The organism is Sphingomonas sp. FW306-05-A, assembly GCF_058782275.1.
Genome location: NZ_JBYSXN010000001.1, coordinates 1,209,723 through 1,228,632, shown reverse-complemented (window position 1 = coordinate 1,228,632; position 18,910 = coordinate 1,209,723). Strand labels below are relative to the sequence as shown.

Below are 18,910 nucleotides of genomic sequence, written 5' to 3'. Positions count from 1 at the left end.
GGGGCCCAGTAGCGAGGCAGACGTTTGCTGACCGCTGCGCCAAGTTACCTCGGCCATCGCTACTGGGCCCCGGCCTTCGCCGGGGTAGGCAAATATAAGGGGAAGCGCCGTTACAAAGGGAAGCGCGGTAAAAGGGAGCAAGCGCCCCTACTCCACGTCCTTCCACGCCCCCCAGAAATCCAGCATCTTCGGCGTCAGCCAGCCGTAGGTGAAGTTGAGCATATAAAGCCCCCACAACACGGTCGCCACGATCGTCACCCGCAGCGCGATCCGCCCCGCGCGAAACTCGTGCGGCGCGCTGTCGGCCTGGCCGGGCACGCGCTCGACGCCTGCCTCGTCGGCGGTCTTGACCCCGAACGGCAGGACGAAGAACACCGAAAACGCCCAGAACAGGAAGTAGATCGCCAGCGCCGAAGTCCACCGCATGCCGTTCTCCTTCCCGTCCCAGCGCCTGAGGTCAGGCTTCGATCAGCAACACGTCGACGATCGGCTTCTTGCCGGTCCAGCGCGTCGCGACCTTGCGGGTCGCCAGACGGATCTGCTCGCGCATCTTGTCGCGGTCACGCCCGCCCTGCTTGACCGCCGCGATCACCGCGCCGATCGTCTCGTCGAGGAACGGCTCGCGGTCTTCCTCGACCGGGATGCCCTGAATGCGGACCTGCGGCTGGCCGATCATCCCGCGCTGCCCGACCGCGACCGCGACCGAGATCTGACCGAACAGGCCGAGCTTGCGGCGCTCGTTGATCGTCGAGCCGTCGCCCGGCAGGATCACGTCGCCATCGAGCACGAGACGACCGACCGCGGCATTGCCGATCTTGGTCGGGTTGCCCGGCGCAAGGCGGATGATGTCGCCGTTGGTCTGCACCACGGCGCGCGGCACGCCCTCGGACAAGGCAAAGCGCGCCTGCTCCATCAAATGGCGCATTTCACCATGCACCGGCATCAGGATCTCGGGCTTCATCCACTTGTACATCTGGAGCAGCTCGGGGCGACCCGGATGGCCCGACACATGGACATGCGCCTGGCGGTCGGTGATCATGATCACGCCCTTGGCCGCTAGCTGATTCTGGATCCGCCCGATCGCGACTTCGTTGCCCGGGATCTGCTTGGACGAGAAGACAACCGTATCGCCCTGGTCGAGCGAAATCGGATGCTGGCCGTTCGCGACACGCGCGAGCGCCGCGCGGTCCTCGCCCTGCCCGCCGGTCGCGATGACCAGCACCTTGTCGCGCGGCAGCCGCATCGCTGCCTCTGCGTCGATCGTATCGGGGAAGTCCTTGAGATAGCCCGTCGCACGCGCGACCTTGAGGATGCGGTCGAGCGACCGCCCCTGGACCGACAATTTCCGCCCGGTCTCGATCGCGACCTTGCCGAGCGTGTGGAGACGCGCGGCGTTGGACGCGAACGACGTCACCAGCACGCGGCCCTTGGCCTTGCCGATCACGTCCATCAGGCCCGCCAGCACGTCGCTCTCGGAACCCGACGCGTCGTTATTGAACACGTTGGTCGAATCGCACACCAGCGCGAGCACGCCATCCTTGCCGATCGCCGCAAGCTGGTCGGGGGTCGCGGGGCTGCCGATGACCGGCCGCGCATCGAGCTTCCAGTCGCCGGTGTGGAAGATACGGCCGTACGGCGTATCGATCAGCAGTGCGCTCGCTTCGGGGATCGAATGCGACATCGGCACGAAGGTGATGCCGAACGGCCCGAGGTCGAACGGCGCATCCGGCTGGATCACGCGTAGCTTGACGCGGCTGGCGTTGCCTTCTTCCTCGAGCTTGCCGCGGATCAGGCCCGCGGTGAATGGCGTCGCATACAGCGGCACGCCGAGGTCCTCGGCAAGATACGGCAGCGCGCCGATATGATCCTCGTGACCATGAGTCAGCACGATCCCGATCAGATCGTCGAGGCGTTCCTCGATGAATTGCAGGTCGGGCAGGATGACGTCGATGCCCGGATATTGCGGATCGGCGAAGGTGATGCCGCAATCGACCATCAGCCACTTGCCGTTGCAGCCGTACAGATTGACGTTCATGCCAATCTCGCCCGACCCACCGAGAGCCAGGAACAGCAGTTCTTTCTTAGGAGTAGTCACTAACGCTTTGTTCTTTCAATTGGACGCCGCCAGCTTCACAAGCGGCGCAGGGAGGGTGCGCTGGTGAGGCGCGATGAATATCGTAGAGGTCTGGGAAGCGGGGCACCGAGGTCGGCGCACGCACGCATGGACTCTAGGCCTGTATATGGGCGCGTTCCCACAAAATCGCCAGCCCCTGAATGGTGAGATCGGGTTCGATCGCGTCGAACGCGTCGGTATGCTGTTCGAACAGCACCGCGAGCCCGCCGGTCGCAACCACGGTGCACGGGCGACTGACCTCCGCCTTCATCCGCGCGACCAGCCCCTCGATCATCGCGACATAGCCCCAGTAGATGCCGATGTGCATTTGCGTGACCGTATCGCGCCCGATAACGCTGGTGTCGCTGGGCGCCTCGATCGCGATGCGCGGGAGCTTGGCGGCGGCGGTAACGAGCGCGTCGAGCGACAGGTTGATGCCGGGGGCAATGATCCCGCCCTTATACGCGCCGGTATAGTCCACCACGTCGAAGGTCGCGGCGGTGCCGAAGTCGATCACGATCAGGTCGCCGGAATGCCGCGCGTGCGCCGCGATCATCGTGACGGCGCGGTCCGCCCCGACGCTCTTGGGCTCGAGCACGTCGAGCTGCATGCCCCATTCCACCGGGGCCTGGCCCGCGATCAGCGGCTCGCTGTCGAAATATTTGCGCGCGAGCGTCTGGAGGTTGTGGAGTGCGCGCGGGACGACGGTCGCGATGATGACGCCCGTCACTTGCTTGCGGTCATAACCTTCGAGGTTGAGCAACTGGCTGAGCCATACCGCATATTCGTCAGCGGTGCGGCGCGGATCGGTGGCGATGCGCCAGCGTGCCTTGATCGTCGTGCCTTCGAGCAAAGCGAAGACGATGTTGGTGTTCCCGGCGTCGATGGCGAGCAGCATGGCTGGAGAGAAGCCCTTCAGAGGAGGAACACGTCGCCCGCGTGAATGACACGCGCGGTGCCATCCGCCAAGCGCAGGATGAGCGCGCCGTCACTGTCGAGCCCGTTGAACAGGCCATCGGTCGCACTGCCGTCGGGGAGCCGCGCGGTGAGCGCAGTGCCGATCGGGTGCGCGCGTTCGAGCCAGCGGGTGCGTATTGGCGCGATGCCCTGCCCGCGCCAGATGCTCACCCAGCGGGCGAAGGTGTCCGCGAGAGTTTCGGCGAAGTCGGCCGGGTCGGGGGTTGCGCCGTGTATGGCGAGGCTGGTGGCGATGCGGTCTGTGTCGGTCGGGTGGTGCGCGAGGTTGACGCCGATCCCGACGACGATCGCATCGCCGGTGCGCTCTAGAAGGATGCCGGAAATCTTCGCGCCATCGATGAGGAGGTCGTTGGGCCATTTCAGGACCAACCCCTCCCCATTACCGCTTCCTCGGCGAAGGCCGGGGCCCTGGAGTGGAACGTTGGAAGGTCGATCGCTTCGGTCCGTTACATCGGCCAGCGCGACTGGGCCCCGGCCTTCGCCGGGGAAGCGTCGAGGAAGTGGGAAGTGCGAAGAGAGTGGGGAGTGCGGAGGGAGGTACGCCCGGACCACCTCTTCCAGCGCAACCGCAGCCACCAGCGCGAGTGTAGCCGCCGCAGGATCCCCGCCCCGCACGCGCACAACGCTAGACCCGTAGAAATTCCCGACCGGAGAAACCCAGAGCCGCCCTTGCCGCCCGCGTCCGCCGGTCTGCCGCTCGGCGCGCAGCCAGATCCCCTCGGGGATCCCGCTGCGCGCCAGCGCTAGCATGTCGGCATTGGTAGATCCCGTCTCCGCGACGGTACGAACCCGCTCGCTCAGAACAGCGCCTTTGCCGCAACCATCGTCGCGCCACCGAGGCTGGCGAGGCCAAGCCAGCCGAGCGGCGAGATCGCTGCCGCCATCACCGCGATCAGCCCGCCCTCAACCGGGTCGGTCCGCACTGCGAGTGGTGCGCCCTCAACCGTCTCAGCAGGCGCATCGATGTACATCACCTTGACGACGCGCAGGTAATAGAAGGCACCGATCACCGAAGCGACGAAGCCAACCACCGCCAGCGGGTACAGCCCGGCAACGATCGCCGCCTGGAACACCGCGACCTTGGCGTTAAAGCCGAGCATCGGCGGGATGCCTGCGAGCGAGAACATGAAGATCGCCATCGCCAGGGCCAGACCAGGCCGAGTCCGCGACAGGCCAGCGAGCGCGGTGATGCTCTCAACCGGCTGCCCGGCTGCATCCTTCATCTGAAGGACGATCAGGAAGCTGCCCAGCGTCATCACGACATAGACGGTCAGGTAGAACAGCACCGCCGCAACACCCGCCTGCGTGCCGGCCGCGAGACCGATCAGCACGAAGCCGACGTTGTTGATCGACGAATAAGCCAGCAGCCGCTTGATGTTGGTCTGCCCGATCGCCGCGACCGCCCCGAAGATGATCGACGCGAGGGCCGCGAAGATCACGATCTGCCGCCACTGGTCGGTCGCCGGACCCATCGCCTCGACTGCGACGCGGACCGACAAAGCGACCGCTGCCACCTTGGGGGCGGAGGCGAAGAAGGTCGTCACCGGGGTCGGCGCGCCTTCGTACACATCCGGGGTCCACATGTGGAACGGAACGACGCTCATCTTGAACGCGAGGCCAGCGAAGACGAACACGAGGCCGAAGGTCAGCCCAAGCGAACGGCCAGCGCCATAAGCGGTCGCGATCGACGAGAACATCGTCGTGCCGCTGAACCCGTACACCAGCGAGATGCCGTACAGCAGGATTCCGCTCGCGAGCGCGCCGAGCACGAAATACTTCAGGCCTGCCTCAGCCGAACGCGTGTCGCGCCGCATGAAGCTTGCGAGCACATAGGCGGCAAGGCTCTGCAGCTCGAGACCGACATACAGCGTCAGAAGGTCACCCGCCGACACCATCATGCTCATGCCTGCTGCGGAGAGCAGGATCAGCACCGGATATTCCGGACGGAGATCGTCGCCCCGGCCAGCCGCGAAGAAGCGCGGCGCGATCAGGATCGCAATGGCCGAAGCGCCGAAGATCAGGACCTTGGCAAACGCGCCGAACGCATCGGCGTTCACCAGCCCGCCGAATGCCGCACCGCCATAAGAGGCAGGCCCGGTCAGCGCGATCATCGCGCCCACAAGGACCGCAACCGCCGCGATCGACACCATCCTGGTCGATGCCTGGCCACCCCAAGCCGACACCAGCATCAGAGCAATCGCGCCCAAGGCGAGAATCGCCTCGGGAAGAACCATCAGCATCGACGAGTTCATGGCCGTGCCTCCGCATGATGGACGGGCAGCGCAATAGCCTTGCCCGGCGTCGGCAGCGAATCACCCGCCGGGGTGGCAAGCGAGATGCGCGCTTCCAGCGTGGCGACATCCTTGCGCATCGGCGCGAGGAAGCTCTCGGGATACACGCCCATCCACAGCGCTACCGCTGCAATCGGGGCAAGCAGCGCAATTTCACGCAGCGAAAGATCGGGCATTGCGCGCACATCGTCCTTGGTCAGATCGCCGAATACGACACGGCGGTAGAGGTAAAGCATATAAGCAGCCCCGAGGATGATCCCGGTGGTGCACAGTAGCGTGATAGCGGTCGAAACCTGATACGTCCCCGCCAGGCTGAGGAACTCGCCAACGAACCCGCTCGTGCCCGGAAGCCCGATTGATGCCATCGTGAAGAACAGGAACAGCAGAGCGTAGCGTGGCATGTTGATCGCGAGACCACCATAACGCGAGATCTCGCGGGTATGGAGCCGGTCGTAGATCACGCCGACGCACAGAAACAACGCGGCCGAAACGAGGCCATGCGACAGCATGACGATCATCGCGCCCTCGATCCCCTGGCGGTTGAACGCGAACAGTCCGATCGTCACGATCGCCATATGCGCGACCGAGGAATAAGCGATCAGCTTCTTCATGTCCGACTGCACGAGGGCCACCAGCGAGGTGTAGATCACTGCGATCGCCGACAGGCCGAGCACCAGCCACGTCAGCTGCGCCGACGCTTCGGGGAACATCGGTAGCGAGAAGCGCAGGAAGCCGTATCCGCCGAGCTTGAGCAGAACGCCCGCAAGGATCACCGAGCCAGCGGTCGGCGCCTGGACGTGCGCGTCGGGAAGCCAGGTATGGAACGGCCACATCGGCATCTTGACTGCGAACGACGCGAAGAACGCGAGCCACAGGAAGGTCTGCGCACGGACCGGGAAGTCGGTCTGGAGCAGCGTCGGGATGTCGCTGGTGCCTGCGAAATTCGCCATCCACAGCATCGCCACCAGCATCAGCACAGAGCCGAGCAGCGTGTAGAGGAAGAATTTGTACGAGGCGTAGATGCGGTTCACGCCACCCCAGATGCCGATGATCAAATACATCGGGATCAGGCCGGCTTCGAAGAAGATGTAGAACAGGAACAGGTCCTGTGCCGCAAAGGTGCCGATCATCAGCACTTCGGTGAACAGGAACGCCGCCATATATTCCTGGACGCGATTGGTCACCGCGACCCAGCTCGCCCCGATGCACACCGGCATCAGGAACACGCTGAGCATCACCAGCAGAAGCGCGAAGCCATCGAGGCCGAGCTTCCAGCTAAAGATGCCGAGGTTACCGGCATTCTCGACGAACTGCCACTGCGCCCCGCCGATATCGTAGCTGGTCCACAGCCCGATCCCGAGGACGAGATCGATCAGTGTCGCGATCAGCGCGATCCAGCGCGCGCCCTGCGCGCTGGTGAAGAGACAGGCCACGGCCGCGATCGCAGGGATCGCGAGCATGATCGAAAGGATAGGAAAGCCGCTCACTTGCTCGTCGCCCAGATGTTGATCGCCCAGGTCACGGCTCCGGTCAGACCGAGCAGCATGACGAACGCATAAGTGTAGACATATCCCGACTGGATCCGACCAGCGACACGCGAACTCCGCTCGACGATCCATGCCGAACCGTTCGGCCCGAAGCGATCGATCGTCTTCTCGTCACCACGGTGCCAGAAAAGGCGGCCGATAGCGAACGCCGGCTTCACGAACAGCAGATCGTACAATTCGTCGAAATACCATTTGTGGAGCAGGAAATCGTAGATCGGCGCGTAGGTCTCGGCGAGTTTCTGCGAAACACCCGGCGAGCGGATGTAGAAGATGTACGCACCGATCAGACCCGTCAGCATAGCGATCGTTGCCGACAGCTTCACCAGCAGCGGGACCTCATGCATTTCGTGCATCAGGTGCTCGCGGAAGGCGATCGCACCACGCCAATATTCCTCGCCGGCAGTGGGTTCGATGAACGCGCCGTGGAAGACGAACCCTGCCGCGATCGCGCCGATCGACAGGACAATCAGCGGGATCAGGATCGGGAACGGGCTCTCGTGCGGATGATAGCCACCCGTGCCGTCGCCCTTGGTCGTGAACACCGGGTGCAGCGGAACGGCATGACCGTGTGCACCGTGCGTATCGGGCTCGCTGCCCTGCCCTTCCTCTGCGGCTTCCCCGTGATGCGCGTGCGCAGCAGTGGTGCCGTGATCGTCATGGCCAGCATGGACCGCGTCATGGCCGTGGCCATGGGCGTCATGAATGGCGTGCTGGATATGCTCGGATTGCTCCCAGCGCGGCTTGCCCCAGAAGGTGAGGAACATCAGCCGCCACGAGTAGAAGCTCGTCAGTAGCGCAACGATGATCCCGACGATCGACGCGCCGTGATTGCCCGAAGCCCAGGCCGCCTCGATGATCGCGTCCTTCGAGTGGAAGCCTGCGAAACCGATCGCGAGCGTGTTGCCGAACACCGCGGGGATACCGACGCCGGTGATGGCCAGCGTGCCCATCATCATCCCCCAGAAGGTAATCGGGATGCTTTTCCGCAGGCCGCCATAATAGCGCATGTCCTGCTCGTGATGCATCGAATGGATCACCGAACCGGCACCAAGGAACAACAGCGCCTTGAAGAAGGCGTGCGTGAACAGGTGGAACATCGCCGCGCCATAGGCACCGCACCCCGCCGCGAAGAACATGTAGCCGAGCTGCGAGCAGGTCGAATAAGCGATGACGCGCTTAATGTCGGTCTGCACCAGCCCAACGGTTGCCGCGAACAGGCAGGTCGCAGCTCCGACCGTCATTACGACCGTCAGCGCGAACGGCGACGTCTCGAACATCGGCGACAGGCGGCAGACCATGAACACGCCCGCAGTGACCATCGTCGCCGCGTGGATCAGCGCCGACACCGGGGTCGGGCCTTCCATCGCGTCCGGCAACCACGTGTGGAGGCCGAGCTGTGCGGACTTGCCCATCGCGCCGACGAACAGCAGCAGGCACAGCACCGTCATCGTGTCGAAGCGGCCGCCGAAGAAGCCGATCGTCGAACCGGCCATCCCGGGCGCGAGCCGCAGGATTTCGGGGATCGAGACGGTGTTGAACACCAAGTAGGTGCCGAAGATGCCGAGCATGAACCCGAGATCGCCGACGCGGTTGACGACGAACGCCTTGATGGCTGCCGCATTGGCGCTGGGCTTGCGGAACCAGAACCCGATCAGGAGGTAGGATGCGAGACCCACGCCTTCCCAGCCGAAGAACATCTGAACAAGGTTGTCCGCGGTCACCAGCATCAGCATCGCGAAGGTGAACAGCGACAGATACGCGAAGAAGCGCGGCTGGTCCGGGTCTTCCTCCATATAGCCCCAGCTATACAGATGGACGAGTGCAGACACCGACGTGATGACAACGAGCATGACCGCGGTCAGCGCGTCGACGCGCAGCGACCAATCGATCACCATGTCGCCGGAATGGATCCAGTCGAGCACCGGCACGACCGTCGCTTCGCCACCACCGAGATAGTGGATGAAGATCGGCCAGCTCAGTGCGCACGACGCAAACAGCGCGCCGGTCGTGACGATCTTGGGAAGCGCGGTGCCGAAGCCCTTATTCGCAAACCCTGCGATCAGCGACGCGAGCAGCGGCAGGAAGACGATGAGAAGAATCGAATGCACGTAACTTACCCCTGCATCCGGTTGGCGTCGTCGACCGAGATCGTCCCGCGGCTACGGAAATAGATAACGAGGATGGCAAGCCCGATGGCCGCCTCACCCGCCGCGACCGTCAGCACGAACATCGCGAACACCTGGCCGACGAGATCGTGGAGATAGCCCGAGAAGGCGACGAAGTTGAGGTTCACCGCGAGCAGGATCAGCTCGACCGCCATCAGCATGACGATGAGGTTCTTGCGGTTGGCGATGATGCCAAGCACGCCGAGCGCGAACAGGATCGCCCCGACCACGAGATAATGGCCCAGGCCAATCACAGGTCGATCCCCTTACCGACGGTTGGTTGCATGTTGCGCGTGGCATCCTGCGGACGCCGCGCGTTCTGGCGCGAGACGTTCTGGGCGCGGGCACCCTTGCGTTCACGGTGCGTCAGTACGATCGCGCCGATCATGGCGACCAGCAGGACGAGGCCAGCCCCTTCGAACACGAACAGATAGCGCGTGTAGAGTACCATGCCGAGCGCCTGGATGTTCGAGATCGTCGTCGGCGTGGGTGCAGCCCGGCGCGCGAGTTCGATCGTGCCGGCACTCCAGGCACCGAAGGCGAGCATGATCTCGGCGGCAAGGCCAACCGCGAACACCGCGCCGATTGCCGCATAGCGCGCGAACCCGGCGCGCAGCTCGGCGAAATCAATGTTGAGCATCATCACGACGAACAGGAACAGCACAGCGACTGCACCGACGTACACGATGACGAGCAGCATCGCGATGAACTCGGCGCCGACGATCACCATCAGCCCGGCTGCGTTGAAGAAGGCCAGAATCAGCCACAACACGGCATGAACCGGGTTGCGCGAGGTGATGGTCAGCGCGGCTGACACGATCACGATCGCTGCGAAGAGATAAAAGGCGAGTGCCTGGATCACGGTTTTCTACGGCCCCTCAGAGTCGGTGCGGCGCTTAACGGTACGGTGCGTCGGCGGCAAGGTTTGCCGCAATGGCACTTTCCCACCGATCGCCGTTCGCGAGCAGCTTCGCCTTGTCATAAATCAGTTCTTCGCGCGTCTCGGTCGAATATTCGAAGTTCGGACCCTCAACCACCGCGTCGACCGGGCAGGCTTCCTGGCACAGGCCGCAGAAGATGCACTTGGTCATGTCGATGTCGTAGCGCGTCGTGCGGCGCGAGCCGTCGTCCCGCGGTTCGGCCTCGATCGTGATCGCCTGCGCGGGGCATACGGCCTCGCACAGCTTGCACGCGATGCAGCGTTCCTCGCCGTTCGGGTAACGACGAAGCACGTGCTCGCCGCGGAACCGCGGGCTGATCGGGTTCTTCTCGAACGGGTAGTTGATCGTCGCTTTCGCCTTGAAAAAGTATTTCAGGGTCAAGGCGTGCGCCTTGACGAATTCCCAAAGCGTATAGGACTTGATGATCTGGGCGACGCTCACGAGCGCTTCTCCATCTGGTTCACGGACGCGGCCTGGCACACGCCATCGGTTGGATAGCGCGGACGGCCATCATCGTAGAGATATTGCTTGGTATAGACCCGGTTCTCGGGAGCGCAGTCGGTACCGACGCGCGTGAACATCAGCACGCCCGACACCATGAACACCCAGAACAGCGACAGCGGGAGGAAAATCTTCCAACCCAGCCGCATTAGCTGGTCATAGCGATAACGCGGGACGGTCGCCTTCACCCAACTGAACAGGAAGAAGAAGAACAGCATCTTGGCGAACAGCCAGAGGATCCCCGGAACGACGTACAGCGGTGCCCAATCGAACGGCGGCAGATACCCGCCCCAGAACAACGTCGCATTGAGTGCGCACATCAGGATGACGTTGGCATATTCGCCAAGCCAGTAGAGTGCGAACGACATCGACGAATATTCGGTCTGGTACCCGGCGACCAGCTCGCTCTCCGCCTCGGTCAGATCGAACGGTGCCCGCTGCGTTTCCGCCAGCGACGAGATGAAGAACACCACCGCCATCGGGAACAGCAACGGGTTGAGGAAGAAGCCGTTGACCGGCGTCCCCAGCACGCTTTTCTGCGCTTCGACGATGTTGGTCAGGTTGAAGCTGCCGCTCCACAGCACGATCGAGATGAGCACGAAGCCGATCGCGACTTCGTACGACACCATCTGCGCCGCAGCGCGGATTGCCGAATAGAACGGGTACTTCGAGTTGGAAGACCAGCCGGCGAGGATGATGCCGTAAACGCCCAGCGACGACGCCGCGAGCACGTAGAGCAGCCCGACGTTGATGTCAGCAAGCGCCGCGCGCGCGTCGAACGGCACGACCGCCCAGACGATCAGCGCGACCGTAAAGGTGATGATCGGCGCGATCAGGAACAGCGTCCTGTTCGCTGCCGACGGGATGATGGTTTCCTGAAGGAAGACCTTGAGGCCGTCAGCGAACGACTGAAGCAGCCCGAGCGGACCGACGACGTTCGGGCCACGACGCAGCGCCATCGCAGCCCAGATCTTGCGATCGGCGTAGATGATCATCGCGACCGCGAGCATGAGCGGCAACGCGATCAGCAGGATGTCCATGAGCGTGGCGAGCGTCCACGCCCAGCCGTAGGGCAGGCCGAAGCGATAGGTGAAGAAAGAGGTCATGCTGCCAATTCCCCTTCCCCGACGCGGGCCGGGGCCCGGTCGGGAAGGTTGTCGTTACCGCGCGCTGTGTCCAGCCGATCGGCTGCCCACAATTGGGCCCCGGCCTTCGCCGGAGAAGAAGAAAGCGAAGTAGCAAAAGTCATTCCGCTGCCTCCGCGAATTCCTGCCCATGAACCAGTTCCGCCGAACACCGCTGCATCGTCGGGCTTGCCCGGCAGATCGCGTTGGTGAGGTAGAAGTCCTTGATGGGATAGCCGGTAAGCATGCCCGAGGCCGCTGCGTTGAGCGCAGGCGGTGCCCAGTCGAACGTGGCCAGGCCGAGCGTCGCAAGGGCGGGCGTATCGGTCGCCATGTTCGCGCGAAGCTGCTCGATCGTGTCGAAGGGCAGCGTTTTGCCCATCATGCCCGACAAGGCGCGCAGGATCGTCCAGTCCTCGCGCGCGTCGCCCGGCGGGAACACCGCACGTTCGCCACGCTGAACGCGACCCTCGAGGTTGACGTAGGTCCCCGACTTCTCGGCATAGCTAGCACCCGGCAAAACGACGTCGGCAGACGCCGCGCCCTTGTCGCCATGATGGCCGATGTACACCTTGAACGTGCCTTCGAACGCGCCAAAATCGACCTCGTCCGCGCCCAGGAAGAAGGCGAGCTTGGGCTTGGCAGCGACAACATCCGCGATGCCGCCCTTCTGCGCATAACCGAGCATCAACCCGCCCATGCGGCTCGCCGCCATGTGGAGCACGTTGAAGCCGTTCCACCCGTCCTTGACCAGACCCAGCGGCGAAACCAGCGCGAGCGCCGCACCCAGCGACTTGAGTGCCGCCCCGCCGACGATCATCATCGGACGCTCGGCCTTGGCGAACGCCTCGGTCACGGCCTCCGGCAGATTACCGAGCACGCCGAGATCCTCGCCGAGCCATTCGACCTTATAGGTCAGCTCGGTTTCCGGCCCGATCGCGAAGACCTTGGCCCCGCGCTTGATGGCTTTCCGAATCCGCGTGTTTACCAGCGGCGCTTCCCAGCGCACGTTGCTGCCCACGATCAGGATCACGTCGGCCTGTTCGGTGCCTGCGATCGTCGTGTTGAAATTGACCGCGGCCAGATTGGTCGTGTCGTAATCCATGCCGGTCTGGCGGCCTTCGAGCAGGGTCGACCCCAAGCTGCCCAGCAGCGCCTTGGCGGCATACATCGTCTCGCAATCGACCAGATCACCCGCGATCGCCGCAATGCTCGAACCCGCATCGACCTGCGAAATCGCGAGGAACGCGGCATCCCACGAGGCTTCGGTCAGGCGGCCGCCTTTACGGATATATGGCTTGTCGAGACGGCGACGGACCAGGCCGTCAACCGCATGGCGCGTCTTGTCGCTCGCCCATTCTTCGTTCACGTCCTCGTTGATCCGCGGCACGGCGCGAAGCACCTGGCGACCCCGGCTGTCGAGCCGGATGTTGGTGCCGACCGCGTCCATCACGTCGATCGTCAGCGTCTTGCGCAGTTCCCACGGACGCGCCTCGAACGCGTACGGCTTGGAGGTCAGCGCACCGACCGGGCAGAGATCGACGACGTTGCCCGACAGTTCGCTCGTCACGGCATGTTCGAGATAGGACACGATCTGCATGTCCTCGCCACGACCGATCGCGCCGATTTCCTCGACGCCCGCGACTTCCTCGGCAAAACGAATGCAGCGCGTGCACTGGATGCACCGCGTCATCACCGTCTTGACGATCGGCCCCATGTACTTCTCGGTGACCGCGCGCTTGTTCTCGTCATAGCGCGACTGGCCGCGCCCATAAGCGAGGCTCTGGTCCTGCAGGTCGCATTCGCCACCCTGATCGCAGATCGGGCAATCGAGCGGATGGTTGATCAGGAGGAACTCCATCACCCCTTCGCGCGCGTTCTTGACCATCGGCGAGTTGGTGAAGATCTCCTGCTTGTCCGCCGCCGGCAGCGCGCACGATGCCTGCGGCTTCGGCGGTCCGGGCTTCACCTCGACCAGGCACATGCGGCAATTGCCCGCAATGCTCAGGCGCTCATGATAGCAGAAGCGCGGGATTTCCTTGCCGGCGATCTCGCACGCCTGGAGCACGGTGGCACCAGCGGGCACTTCGACTTCGACGCCGTCGACTTTGACAATAGGCATTATTCAGCCGCTTCCATCATCGGGCTCAGCCCGCCGCCACGCTTCTCGGTGATCCGCCGCTCCATCTCGGGGCGGAAGTGCTTGATCAGGCCTTGGATCGGCCATGCCGCCGCATCGCCGAGCGCACAGATCGTGTGGCCCTCGACCTGCTTGGTCACCTGATACAGCGTATCGATCTCGGAAATGTCCGCGTCGCCGGTGCGCATCCGCTCCATCACGCGCCACATCCAGCCGGTGCCCTCGCGGCACGGCGTGCACTGGCCGCAGCTCTCATGCTTGTAGAAGTAAGAGAGACGGCTGATCGCGCGGACGATGTCGGTCGACTTGTCCATGACGATGATCGCCGCGGTGCCCAGACCCGAACCGACCTTCTTGAGGCCGTCGAAGTCCATCGGGCAGTCCATGATCTCGGCAGCCGGAACGAGCGGCACCGACGACCCGCCCGGGATGACCGCGAGCAGATTGTCCCACCCGCCACGGATCCCACCGCAATGCGTCTCGATCAGTTCGCGGAAGGTGATGCTCATCGCCTCCTCGACCACGCACGGCTTGTTCACATGCCCGCTGATCTGGAACAGCTTGGTGCCGCGATTGCCCTCGGCGCCGAAGCTCGCGAACCACTCGGGCGAGCGGCGCAGGATCGTCGGGACGACCGCGATCGACTCGACATTGTTGACCGTGGTCGGGCAGCCATAGAGCCCTGCCCCAGCCGGGAACGGCGGCTTGAGCCGCGGCTGGCCCTTCTTGCCCTCGAGGCTCTCGAGCATCGCGGTTTCTTCGCCGCAGATGTAGGCGCCCGCGCCGCGGTGGACGAAGACGTCGAAGTCATAGCCCGACCCGCTGGCATTCTTGCCGATCAGGCCCTTGTCATACGCCTCTGCGACCGCGGCGAAAAGGACTTCGGCCTCGCGGATGTATTCGCCGCGGATGTAGATGTACGCGGCGCGCGCGCGCATCGCATAGCCGGCGATCAGCGCGCCCTCGATGAGCTTGTGCGGATCGTGGCGAATGATCTCGCGGTCCTTGCACGAGCCCGGCTCGGATTCATCGGCGTTGATGACGAGGAAGTTCGGCCGGTCAGGCTTGGGCTCCTTCGGCATGAACGACCATTTGGTGCCGGTCGGGAAACCAGCACCACCACGGCCGCGCAAGCCCGATGCCTTGACCGCGTCGATCAGAGCATCCTGCCCGCGCGCCATCAGGCCCTTGGTGTCGTCCCAATCGCCACGCTTGATCGCGGCCTGGAGGTTCCACGGCTGGAAGCCGTAGACGTTGGTGAAAATGCGGTCCTTATCGGCGAGCATCAGGCCCACTCCCCCCGATAGTCATGGTTCTCGTCGACCATCGCGACGAGGTTGGTCGGGCCGCCTGCCGCGCAGCTGTCGCGCCGCCCGGTCTGCGATCCAGGCGTGACCGGCGTGCCGTTGGCAAGCGCCTCGAGCAAGGCGCTCGTCCGGTCGTAATCGAGATCTTCGAAATTATCGTCGTTGATCTGGACCATCGGCGCATTGGCGCAGGCGCCCAGGCACTCGACTTCGGTCAGCGTGAACATGCCGTCCGGGGTCGTGCGCCCCTTGATCAGCCCCTTGTTCTTGCAAGCCGCCAGAACATCGTCGCTGCCGCCGAGCAGGCATGGCGTCGTGCCGCAGACCTGGACGTGGAAGCGGCCAACCGGCGCCATGTTGAACATCGTGTAGAAGGTCGCGACCTCATAGACGCGCATGTACGGCACGCCGATCTGGCGCGCGACGAACTCGATCACCGGAACGGGCAACCAGCCCTGCGTCTGCGTCTCTTCGCCGACCTGACGCTGCGCCAGATCGAGGAACGGGATCGACGCGGATTGCTCGCGGCCCTTAGGATAGCGACCGAGGATCTCGTTCGCCTTCTTCTGGTTCTCGTCGTTCCACGCGAACGCGCCCCAGCGGGCGCGGGTCTCGGCTTCGTCGGGGATCTTGGGGGCTTCAGCCATTATCGGTCACATTCACCAAAAACGATATCCATCGCGCCGAGGATCGCCGTCGTATCCGCGAGCATGTGGCCCTTCGACATGAAGTCCATCGCCTGCAGATGCGAGAACGCCGTCGGGCGGATCTTGCAGCGGTACGGCTTGTTGCTGCCATCGGCGACCAGATACACGCCGAACTCGCCCTTGGGGCTTTCGGTCGCGACATAGACGTCACCCGCCGGCACGTGGAAGCCTTCGGTGTACAGCTTGAAGTGATGGATCAGCGCTTCCATCGACCGCTTCATTTCGGCACGCTTGGGGGGCACGACCTTGCGATCGAGCGACGCAATCGGCCCCTCGGGCATGTCGCGGAGGCACTGCTTCATGATCTTCGCGGACTGACGGACTTCTTCGACGCGCACCATGAACCGGTCATAGCAATCGCCCCGCGTACCGACCGGCACGTCAAACTCCATCCGGTCGTACACGTCATACGGCTGCGACTTGCGCAGATCCCAGGCGATGCCCGAACCGCGGATCATCGGGCCGGAGAAGCCCCATTTGATCGCATCGTCACGGCTGACCACCGCGATATCGACGTTGCGCTGCTTGAAGATGCGGTTGTCCGCGACGAGCGAAATCGCATCCTCGAACAAACGCGGCAGGCGCGTGTCGAGCCAGTCAGCGATGTCGGCGAGCAGCTTGACCGGTGCGTCCTGATGAACGCCGCCCGGCCGGAACCACGCCGCATGCATCCGCGCGCCCGAAATCCGCTCGTAGAAGTTCATGCAATCCTCGCGGATCTCGAACAGCCACAGGTTCGGGGTCATCGCGCCGACGTCCATGACGTGCGAGCCCAAGTTGAGCATGTGGTTCGAAATGCGCGTCAGTTCAGCAAACAGCACGCGAAGATACTGTGCGCGGATCGGCACTTCGAGATCGAGCAGCTTCTCGACCGCGAGCACATAGCTGTGCTCCATGCAGAGCGGCGAGCAATAGTCGAGCCGGTCGAAATACGGCAGCGCCTGCATGTAGGTCTTATATTCGATCAGCTTCTCAGTGCCGCGATGGAGCAGCCCGACGTGCGGATCGACGCGTTCGACGATTTCGCCGTCAAGCTCCATCACGAGACGAAGAACGCCGTGCGCGGCGGGATGCTGCGGTCCGAAGTTGATCGTGTAATTCTGGATCTCGACGTCGCCGACCTCGGGCTTTTCGCCGTCGGTGTGACGTTCGAGCTGATCGAGATACTCGCTCACTGGTTCTGTCCTCCACCAGATCCGCCGCCGCTGCCGGGGCTCGGCATGACGGCTGGATCGGCCGGCTTTTCACCTGCTCCGGGGCCGGACTTACCCGCGCCGGATTGGCTGGTGTTTTCGGTAACCTTCGGGTCGCTCGGCGCCTGAGTCGGCGATGATGCCGCATCGGCCTTGACGATGTCGTCAGCCTTTAGCGGCGTCGGGGCGCCCTTGGCCTCCGGAACCTTCGCCTTCTCGTCGCCCGGGAGCACGTATTCGGCGCCCTCCCACGGGCTCATGAAGTCGAAGCTGCGGAAATCCTGCGCCAGTGCAACAGGTTCATAGACCACGCGCTTGGCTTCCTCGGAGTAGCGCAGTTCGACATAGCCCGTCAGCGGGAAGTCCTTGCGCTGCGGATGCCCACGGAATCCGTAATCGGTCAGGATTCGACGCAAGTCCGAATTGCCCGAGAACAGCACGCCGTACATGTCGTACACTTCACGCTCGAGCCAGCCCGCGACCGGCCAGATGCCCGTGACGGAAGGCACAGGCTTCTCATCGTCGGTCTGGACGTGCACGCGGATGCGGTGGTTGCGCGTCAGCGACAACAGGCAATAGACGACCTCGAACCGCTCGACACCGCGGTCGGGATAATCGACGCCCGCGATTTCCATGAGCTGCTGATATTCAAGCCCCGGCGTGTCGCGCAGCGCGATCATCGTCTCGACCAGCGAGACGCGATCGACGTGCAGCGCGACTTCGCCAACCGCATCGAGCGAATGCAGCAGACGGCCACCAAGCGCCGCAGCCGCCGCATCGATCACGCCGTCATTGGCGACATAGGCAGGTGCCGGCGCCTTCATCGTTCGATCGTCCCGACGCGACGGATCTTCCGTTGCAACTGCATGATCCCATACAGCAACGCTTCCGCGGTCGGCGGGCAGCCGGGAACATAGATGTCGACCGGAACGATCCGGTCACAGCCACGAACGACAGAATAGCTGTAGTGGTAATAGCCGCCACCATTGGCACACGAGCCCATCGAGATGACGTACTTCGGCTCGGACATCTGGTCATAGACCTTGCGAAGCGCCGGGGCCATCTTGTTGCACAGCGTGCCCGCGACGATCATCACGTCCGACTGGCGCGGTGACGCGCGTGGCGCGGCGCCGAAGCGTTCGAGATCGTAGCGCGGCATGTTGACGTGGATCATCTCGACCGCGCAGCACGCGAGCCCGAAGGTCATCCACCACAGCGAGCCCGTACGCGCCCACTGGAACAGGTCCTCGGTCGACGTGACGAGGAAACCCTTGTCGCCAAGCTCGCCGTTCAGATCGTTGAAGAACGCGGCGTCGGGCTTGACCAGATCCTGGCCCGGCAGGCCAGTCGTCGGATGAGTGAGTTCTACTCCCATTCGAGAGCTCCCTTCTTCCACGCGTAAACAAGGCCGAGCGCGAGTTCGGCAATAAACAGCATCATCGAGCCCCACGCGACCCAGCCGAGCTGGAACACGCTGACCGCCCACGGGTATAGAAACGCCGCTTCGAGATCGAAGATGATGAACAGGATCGCGACCAGATAGAACCGAACGTCGAACTGGCTGCGCGGATCTTCGAATGCGGGAAAGCCGCATTCATATTCGGACAGTTTCTCCGCGGTCGGTTTGTGCGCCCCGGTCAGGCGCGCAACGAGCATCGGCAGAAACACGAACGCGCTGGACAGCACGAGCGCGACGCCGAGGAACAGCAGGATCGGCAGATATTGTGACAGGTCAACCAAGGGTGTTCTCGCATGTGCGAAGGGATGCCGAGGGCTTTAGGACCATGGGCTTTTAGGGGCAAGGGTTGCGGGTGTGAGAATGAATCGCAACAGGCGTTTGGAAGGGGTTTCTAACAGCGCCGTAACACCGCCGACTAACTTCCGTCATTCTCGCGCAGGCGGA

18 protein-coding genes are annotated in these 18,910 nt (G+C 63.6%); all 18 read right to left on the bottom strand.

Annotation, left to right across the window (positions count from 1 at the left end; genetic code table 11):
• Window positions 1-147 precede the first annotated feature (147 nt).
• On the bottom strand, window positions 148-426 hold the full coding sequence (locus AC3WJR_RS05705; RefSeq protein ID WP_131528475.1) for a DUF1467 family protein: 279 nt from the start codon (window positions 424-426) through the stop codon (window positions 148-150).
• A gap of 31 nt (window positions 427-457) precedes the next feature.
• Window positions 458-2,035, bottom strand: a complete 1,578-nt coding sequence (locus tag AC3WJR_RS05700) for a ribonuclease J (protein ID WP_492724177.1) — start codon at window positions 2,033-2,035, stop codon at window positions 458-460.
• A 193-nt stretch (window positions 2,036-2,228) separates the two neighbouring features.
• Entirely contained in the window at window positions 2,229-3,011 is a 783-nt protein-coding gene (locus tag AC3WJR_RS05695; protein WP_492723026.1) for a type III pantothenate kinase, read from the bottom strand.
• 17 nt (window positions 3,012-3,028) lie between these two features.
• A complete protein-coding gene (locus AC3WJR_RS05690; protein WP_492723024.1) occupies window positions 3,029-3,841 on the bottom strand; it encodes a biotin--[acetyl-CoA-carboxylase] ligase in 813 nt (270 codons plus the stop codon).
• A gap of 47 nt (window positions 3,842-3,888) precedes the next feature.
• On the bottom strand, window positions 3,889-5,343 hold the full coding sequence (gene nuoN / locus AC3WJR_RS05685; protein WP_354281470.1) for an NADH-quinone oxidoreductase subunit NuoN: 1,455 nt from the start codon (window positions 5,341-5,343) through the stop codon (window positions 3,889-3,891).
• On the bottom strand, window positions 5,340-6,869 hold the full coding sequence (locus AC3WJR_RS05680) for an NADH-quinone oxidoreductase subunit M (RefSeq protein WP_492723022.1): 1,530 nt from the start codon (window positions 6,867-6,869) through the stop codon (window positions 5,340-5,342). Before AC3WJR_RS05680 ends, nuoN begins: the two co-directional genes overlap by 4 nt.
• Complete coding sequence (gene nuoL / locus AC3WJR_RS05675) at window positions 6,866-9,037, bottom strand: NADH-quinone oxidoreductase subunit L (RefSeq protein WP_492723020.1); 2,172 nt, start codon at window positions 9,035-9,037, stop codon at window positions 6,866-6,868. The genes AC3WJR_RS05680 and nuoL overlap by 4 nt, the downstream gene beginning before the upstream one ends.
• 5 nt (window positions 9,038-9,042) lie before the next feature.
• The gene (gene nuoK, locus AC3WJR_RS05670; RefSeq protein WP_010187224.1) at window positions 9,043-9,348 is read right to left on the bottom strand and encodes an NADH-quinone oxidoreductase subunit NuoK; all 306 of its coding nucleotides are present in this window, start codon (window positions 9,346-9,348) and stop codon (window positions 9,043-9,045) included.
• Window positions 9,345-9,956, bottom strand: a complete 612-nt coding sequence (locus tag AC3WJR_RS05665; protein ID WP_354281476.1) for an NADH-quinone oxidoreductase subunit J — start codon at window positions 9,954-9,956, stop codon at window positions 9,345-9,347. The genes nuoK and AC3WJR_RS05665 overlap by 4 nt, the downstream gene beginning before the upstream one ends.
• Before the next feature lie 34 nt (window positions 9,957-9,990).
• Complete coding sequence (nuoI, locus tag AC3WJR_RS05660) at window positions 9,991-10,476, bottom strand: NADH-quinone oxidoreductase subunit NuoI (protein ID WP_354281478.1); 486 nt, start codon at window positions 10,474-10,476, stop codon at window positions 9,991-9,993.
• A complete protein-coding gene (gene nuoH, locus AC3WJR_RS05655; protein WP_492723017.1) occupies window positions 10,473-11,642 on the bottom strand; it encodes an NADH-quinone oxidoreductase subunit NuoH in 1,170 nt (389 codons plus the stop codon). The genes nuoI and nuoH overlap by 4 nt, the downstream gene beginning before the upstream one ends.
• Before the next feature lie 139 nt (window positions 11,643-11,781).
• Window positions 11,782-13,782 (bottom strand): NADH-quinone oxidoreductase subunit NuoG, encoded by a 2,001-nt coding sequence (nuoG, locus tag AC3WJR_RS05650; protein WP_492723015.1) that lies wholly within the window; start codon window positions 13,780-13,782, stop codon window positions 11,782-11,784.
• Window positions 13,782-15,086 carry an NADH-quinone oxidoreductase subunit NuoF gene (gene nuoF / locus AC3WJR_RS05645; RefSeq protein WP_492723013.1) on the bottom strand — a complete coding sequence of 435 codons (1,305 nt, stop codon included), beginning with the start codon at window positions 15,084-15,086 and terminating at the stop codon, window positions 13,782-13,784. The genes nuoG and nuoF overlap by 1 nt, the downstream gene beginning before the upstream one ends.
• On the bottom strand, window positions 15,086-15,754 hold the full coding sequence (locus AC3WJR_RS05640; RefSeq protein ID WP_492723010.1) for a complex I 24 kDa subunit family protein: 669 nt from the start codon (window positions 15,752-15,754) through the stop codon (window positions 15,086-15,088). Before AC3WJR_RS05640 ends, nuoF begins: the two co-directional genes overlap by 1 nt.
• Complete coding sequence (locus AC3WJR_RS05635) at window positions 15,754-16,989, bottom strand: NADH-quinone oxidoreductase subunit D (protein ID WP_354281486.1); 1,236 nt, start codon at window positions 16,987-16,989, stop codon at window positions 15,754-15,756. The genes AC3WJR_RS05640 and AC3WJR_RS05635 overlap by 1 nt, the downstream gene beginning before the upstream one ends.
• Entirely contained in the window at window positions 16,986-17,831 is an 846-nt protein-coding gene (locus tag AC3WJR_RS05630) for an NADH-quinone oxidoreductase subunit C (RefSeq protein WP_492723004.1), read from the bottom strand. The genes AC3WJR_RS05635 and AC3WJR_RS05630 overlap by 4 nt, the downstream gene beginning before the upstream one ends.
• Window positions 17,828-18,382 carry a NuoB/complex I 20 kDa subunit family protein gene (locus tag AC3WJR_RS05625; RefSeq protein WP_492723002.1) on the bottom strand — a complete coding sequence of 185 codons (555 nt, stop codon included), beginning with the start codon at window positions 18,380-18,382 and terminating at the stop codon, window positions 17,828-17,830. Before AC3WJR_RS05625 ends, AC3WJR_RS05630 begins: the two co-directional genes overlap by 4 nt.
• Window positions 18,373-18,747 (bottom strand): NADH-quinone oxidoreductase subunit A, encoded by a 375-nt coding sequence (gene ndhC / locus AC3WJR_RS05620; RefSeq protein WP_354281492.1) that lies wholly within the window; start codon window positions 18,745-18,747, stop codon window positions 18,373-18,375. Before ndhC ends, AC3WJR_RS05625 begins: the two co-directional genes overlap by 10 nt.
• Between the last annotated feature and the right edge of the window lie 163 nt (window positions 18,748-18,910).

Excerpts from the sequence above, each read along its gene's own strand:
- AC3WJR_RS05705 (WP_131528475.1), bottom strand. The coding sequence starts at position 426 with ATGCGGTGGACTTCGGCGCTGGCGATCTACTTCCTGTTCTGGGCGTTT.
- AC3WJR_RS05700 (WP_492724177.1), bottom strand. The coding sequence starts at position 2,035 with ATGAACGTCAATCTGTACGGCTGCAACGGCAAGTGGCTGATGGTCGAT.
- AC3WJR_RS05695 (WP_492723026.1), bottom strand. The coding sequence starts at position 3,011 with ATGCTGCTCGCCATCGACGCCGGGAACACCAACATCGTCTTCGCTTTG.
- AC3WJR_RS05690 (WP_492723024.1), bottom strand. The coding sequence starts at position 3,841 with ATGCTAGCGCTGGCGCGCAGCGGGATCCCCGAGGGGATCTGGCTGCGC.
- nuoN (WP_354281470.1), bottom strand. The coding sequence starts at position 5,343 with ATGAACTCGTCGATGCTGATGGTTCTTCCCGAGGCGATTCTCGCCTTG.
- nuoH (WP_492723017.1), bottom strand. The coding sequence starts at position 11,642 with ATGACCTCTTTCTTCACCTATCGCTTCGGCCTGCCCTACGGCTGGGCG.
- nuoG (WP_492723015.1), bottom strand. The coding sequence starts at position 13,782 with ATGCCTATTGTCAAAGTCGACGGCGTCGAAGTCGAAGTGCCCGCTGGT.
- nuoF (WP_492723013.1), bottom strand. The coding sequence starts at position 15,086 with ATGCTCGCCGATAAGGACCGCATTTTCACCAACGTCTACGGCTTCCAG.
- AC3WJR_RS05640 (WP_492723010.1), bottom strand. The coding sequence starts at position 15,754 with ATGGCTGAAGCCCCCAAGATCCCCGACGAAGCCGAGACCCGCGCCCGC.
- AC3WJR_RS05630 (WP_492723004.1), bottom strand. The coding sequence starts at position 17,831 with ATGAAGGCGCCGGCACCTGCCTATGTCGCCAATGACGGCGTGATCGAT.
- AC3WJR_RS05625 (WP_492723002.1), bottom strand. The coding sequence starts at position 18,382 with ATGGGAGTAGAACTCACTCATCCGACGACTGGCCTGCCGGGCCAGGAT.